Source organism: Cupriavidus sp. WS, from assembly GCF_000395345.1.
Classification (GTDB): Bacteria; Pseudomonadota; Gammaproteobacteria; order Burkholderiales; family Burkholderiaceae; genus Cupriavidus; species Cupriavidus basilensis_B.
The window spans coordinates 1-4,074 of sequence record NZ_AQPL01000092.1; the positions used below are offsets into that span (position 1 = coordinate 1).

Consider the following 4,074-nt stretch of genomic DNA (forward strand, 5'->3'; position numbering starts at 1 on the left):
CGGGCGCCGCGGCCGCGGCCGGCCACACCAAGGAAACCCGAGATGGACAACCGGCTGCTTGAAATCCTGGTCTGCCCGCTGTGCAAGAGCAAGCTGGAATACGACCGCGCCGCCCAGGAACTGATCTGCCAGGTCGACAAGCTGGCCTACCCGATCCGCGACGGCATCCCCGTGATGCTGGCCGACGAGGCCCGCCAGACCGTGCCGGGCCGCCTGGTCTCGCCGGACTGACCCACGCATACCGAGCCCGCATCATGTCCCTGCCCGCCTTCACCGTGGTCATCCCGGCGCGCCTGGCCTCGACCCGCCTGCCCGACAAGCCGCTGGCCGACATCGGCGGCAAGCCCATGATCGTGCGCGTGGCCGAGCGCGCCCACGCCAGCTCGGCGCAGCGCACGGTGGTCGCCACCGACGCCGCCGAGGTCGCCGCGGCCTGCGCCGCGCACGGCATCGAGGCGGTGCTCACGCGCGCCGACCACCCGTCCGGCACCGACCGCCTGGCCGAGGTGGCCACGCTGCTGGGCCTGGCCGACGACGCCATCGTGGTCAACGTGCAGGGCGACGAGCCGCTGATCGAGCCGGGCCTGATCGACGAAGTGGCGCTGCACCTGGCGCGCCACGCCGACTGCGCCATCGCCACCGCCGCCCACCCGATCGGCGCGATCGCCGAGGTCTTCAACCCCAACGTGGTGAAGGTGGTGTGCGACGCGGCCGGCCGCGCGCTGTATTTCTCGCGCGCGCCGATCCCGTGGGCGCGCGACGCCTGGGCCAGCGTGCCGGCCCGGCCCGCGGCCGACGCGCAGGCGGCGCTGCCGGACATGCCGGTGCTGCGCCACATCGGCCTGTACGCCTACCGCGCGGCGTTCCTGCGGCGCTTTCCCACGCTGGCGGCGGCGCCGCTGGAACAGACCGAGGCGCTCGAGCAGTTGCGCGCGATGTGGCACGGCGAGCGCATCGGCGTGCTGCAGACCACCGCCGCGCCCGCGCCGGGCGTCGACACGCCGGCCGACCTGGAGCGCGTGCGCGCGCTGTGGGCACAAGGCATGGCGCAGGAAGGCCCCTGACGCCACCCCGGCGCGCGGTGCCGCGGTGCGCGCGCGCATCACCGGCACGGCTGTCATGACAGTTGTCACCGTGCCGGCAAGCCGGTTTTACGCCGCCTCATGGCATAATGCTTGACGATACAGAGCCGTCGGGCGTTCAGACGCCCGGCCAAGGCTCGGTGGGGAGATGAAAAGAGTGAGCCCGTCCGGTATCCGGGTCGCCGCCATCGGCAGCGAGCCGCGGCATGCCGGCCGTCGACAGACCAGACTCCGATCCGAGGCGCGCCGCCCCCGCGGCGCGGTAAGCCTCGCGTCAAGTTTCGGCGTTACCCTCCTTCCATCCCCCGCCTTACCAGATTCAAAACTCTGAGGACCCGTAAATGCGTTTGATCCTGTTGGGCGCGCCCGGCGCCGGCAAAGGCACGCAAGCCCAGTTCATCTGCGAGAAGTTCGGCATTCCGCAAATCTCCACCGGCGACATGCTGCGCGCCGCGGTGAAGGCGGGCACGCCACTCGGCGTGGCGGCCAAGAAGGTGATGGACGCAGGCGGCCTGGTGTCGGACGACATCATCATCGGCCTGGTCAAGGACCGCCTGCAGGCGGCCGACTGCAAGGGCGGCTACCTGTTCGACGGCTTCCCGCGCACCATCCCGCAGGCCGAGGCCATGAAGGAAGCGGGCGTGGCGATCGATTTCGTGCTGGAAATCGACGTGCCGTTCGATGCCATCATCGAGCGCATGAGCGGACGCCGCGTGCACGTGGCGTCGGGCCGCACCTACCACGTCAAGTACAACCCGCCCAAGGCCGAAGGCCTGGACGACGTCACCGGCGAGCCGCTGATCCAGCGCGAGGACGACAAGGAAGAAACCGTCAAGAAGCGCCTGGACGTCTATTCCCAGCAGACCCGTCCGCTGGTGGACTACTACTCCAAGTGGGCCACCGAGGGCGACGCCAGCGCCAAGGTCGCGCCGCCGCAGTACCGCAAGATCGCGGGCGTGGGCAGCGTGGAAGACATCACGGCGCGCGTGTTCGGCGCGTTGAAGTAAGCGGCATTTGAATCAGCGACCGCGGCGGCAACGCCGCGCGGCGCACGCGAAAGGCGGCCTTCGGGCCGCTTTTTTCGTTTTGGGACCGGGGCGGAAGTCGCCCGCGCTAATCGGCCACTGATTGACGTTTACGTAAACGTTATGCCAACATGCCGATCCAACGGCAGCGCCGGTCCGGCATGCCCGCATCCCGGGGCAAGCATCCCGAAACGAGCATCCCGAAATCAAAGGAGAGAGACAAAGATGGAAATCCGCGACAACGTATTCATTGTCACCGGCGGCGCGTCGGGCCTGGGCGAGGGCAGCGCCCGCATGCTGGCCGCGGCGGGCGGCAAGGTGGTGATCGCCGACCTCAACGAGGCCGCCGGCGCGGCGCTGGCGGCCGAGCTGGGCGGGCGCTTCGTGCGCTGCGACGTCACCAGCGAGACCGACGGCCAGGCGGTGGTGGCCGCCGCCACGGCGCTGGGCCGCCTGGCCGGGCTGGTCAACTGCGCCGGCATCGCCACCGCCAGCAAGACCGTCGGCAAGAACGGCCCGCACCCGCTCGATGCGTTCGACAAGACCATCCGCGTCAACCTGATCGGCACCTTCAACATGATCCGGCTGGCCGCCGCGGCGATGGTGCAGAACACGCCCGACGCCGAGGGCGAGCGCGGCGTGATCGTCAACACCGCCTCGGTGGCGGCCTTCGACGGGCAGATCGGCCAGGCCGCCTACGCCGCCTCCAAGGGCGGCGTGGTGGCCATGACCCTGGCCATCGCGCGCGACCTGTCGCGCGACGGCGTGCGCTGCATGACCATCGCGCCGGGCATCTTCGAGACGCCGATGCTGCTGGGCATGCCGCAGGAAGTGCAGGACGCGCTCGGCCGGATGGTGCCGTTTCCGCCGCGCCTGGGCCGCCCGGCCGAGTACGCCAAGATGGTCGCCGCCATCATCGGCAACACCATGCTCAACGGCGAGGTGATCCGCCTGGACGGCGCCATCCGCATGCAGCCCAAGTAAGCTCAGCCGCCGGCGCGCTGCGCCGGCATCAGCATCACCAGCGTCAGCCCCGGCGCGGCCGCCGGCACCAGCGTGAGCTGCTCGAAATGCAGCAGCCCGCGCCGCGGATGGCGAAAGCCGCGCCGGCCGCCCTGGCGCTCCTCCACGTCCTGCGACAGCCAGTCGGCGCGGAAGGCCGGGCTCTCGGCCAGCAGACCCTCGACCAGCGCGCGCGTGGGCGGGTCCTCGGCATGGCGGATGCTGTGCGCGCGGAATTCCGCCACCAGCCGCGCCGCCCGGTGCGGCCAGTCTTCCACCAGCGCCTGCAGGCCCGGCGACAGGAACATGCTGCGCAGCAGATTGCGCTCGCTGCTGGCGCCGTCGAGCCAGCCCACGAACAGGTCCGCCGCCGCCGCGTTCCACGCCAGCGCGTTCCATTGCCGGTCGAGCAGGTAGGCCGGCCCGGCGATCGCTTCCACGCTCGCCATCACGGTGGCCGGCACGTGGCCGTCCTGCGCCTGCATCGGGTCGCGCCGGCCCGCCAGCTCGAACAGGTAGGCGCGCTCGGCGCGCGACAGCCGCAGCGCGCCGGCCAGCCCGGCCAGCGCGCGCGCGGACAGCGCCACCGGGCGGCCCTGCTCCAGCCACGTCACCCAGGTCGCGCTCAACCCCGCCAGTTGCGCCAGTTCCTCGCGCCGCAGGCCCGGCGTGCGCCGCCGGCGGCCCGGCGCGAGGCCGACCTCGGCCGGCGCCAGCCGCTCGCGGTGCGCGCGCAGGAAACGGCCGAGCACGGCTTCGCGGGTCAGTTCGTGCTCACTGGGGGCGTCGTTCGGGGCAGCGGTGGCGGCAAGGGGCGCGGCGTCGGTCATGTGCAATGGGCGGGCGGTGGCTCCCGGCCTGCCCAGCGGCGAAAACTGGTGCGTTTTATACCAGGATAAAACGGTGACTTGTACCGGGAAAACAGGCTGCTACAGTACGTCGAAGCCGGCGGGCGGGCAAGCCCC

Annotated in this window: 5 protein-coding genes; 4 read left to right on the forward strand and 1 reads right to left on the reverse strand. The window is 71.4% G+C overall.

The genetic code is table 11. From position 1 onward, the window contains the following. The first annotated feature begins 42 nt into the window (after positions 1 to 42). From K206_RS0109265 to K206_RS0109280, 4 genes are all read left to right on the forward strand, one after another. Positions 43 to 231 (forward strand): Trm112 family protein, encoded by a 189-nt coding sequence (locus K206_RS0109265; RefSeq protein WP_020202136.1) that lies wholly within the window; start codon positions 43 to 45, stop codon positions 229 to 231. A 23-nt stretch (positions 232 to 254) separates the two neighbouring features. Then, positions 255 to 1,064 carry a 3-deoxy-manno-octulosonate cytidylyltransferase gene (kdsB, locus tag K206_RS0109270; protein ID WP_020202137.1) on the forward strand — a complete coding sequence of 270 codons (810 nt, stop codon included), beginning with the start codon at positions 255 to 257 and terminating at the stop codon, positions 1,062 to 1,064. Positions 1,065 to 1,423: 359 nt separating this feature from the next. Continuing rightward, the gene (adk, locus tag K206_RS0109275) at positions 1,424 to 2,089 is read left to right on the forward strand and encodes an adenylate kinase (RefSeq protein ID WP_029043405.1); all 666 of its coding nucleotides are present in this window, start codon (positions 1,424 to 1,426) and stop codon (positions 2,087 to 2,089) included. Between the two features lie 243 nt (positions 2,090 to 2,332). After that, positions 2,333 to 3,091, forward strand: coding sequence for a 3-hydroxyacyl-CoA dehydrogenase (locus K206_RS0109280; RefSeq protein WP_020202139.1), 759 nt, complete (start codon positions 2,333 to 2,335; stop codon positions 3,089 to 3,091). A 2-nt stretch (positions 3,092 to 3,093) separates the two neighbouring features. Here K206_RS0109280 and K206_RS0109285 read toward each other — a convergent pair whose 3' ends face one another. Next, complete coding sequence (locus K206_RS0109285) at positions 3,094 to 3,939, reverse strand: helix-turn-helix domain-containing protein (RefSeq protein ID WP_020202140.1); 846 nt, start codon at positions 3,937 to 3,939, stop codon at positions 3,094 to 3,096. Between the last annotated feature and the right edge of the window lie 135 nt (positions 3,940 to 4,074).

Bases quoted from the DNA above. Each gene is read 5' to 3' on its own strand.
- K206_RS0109265 (WP_020202136.1), top strand. From the start codon at position 43: ATGGACAACCGGCTGCTTGAAATCCTGGTCTGCCCGCTGTGCAAGAGC.
- kdsB (WP_020202137.1), top strand. From the start codon at position 255: ATGTCCCTGCCCGCCTTCACCGTGGTCATCCCGGCGCGCCTGGCCTCG.
- adk (WP_029043405.1), top strand. From the start codon at position 1,424: ATGCGTTTGATCCTGTTGGGCGCGCCCGGCGCCGGCAAAGGCACGCAA.
- K206_RS0109280 (WP_020202139.1), top strand. From the start codon at position 2,333: ATGGAAATCCGCGACAACGTATTCATTGTCACCGGCGGCGCGTCGGGC.
- K206_RS0109285 (WP_020202140.1), bottom strand. From the start codon at position 3,939: ATGACCGACGCCGCGCCCCTTGCCGCCACCGCTGCCCCGAACGACGCC.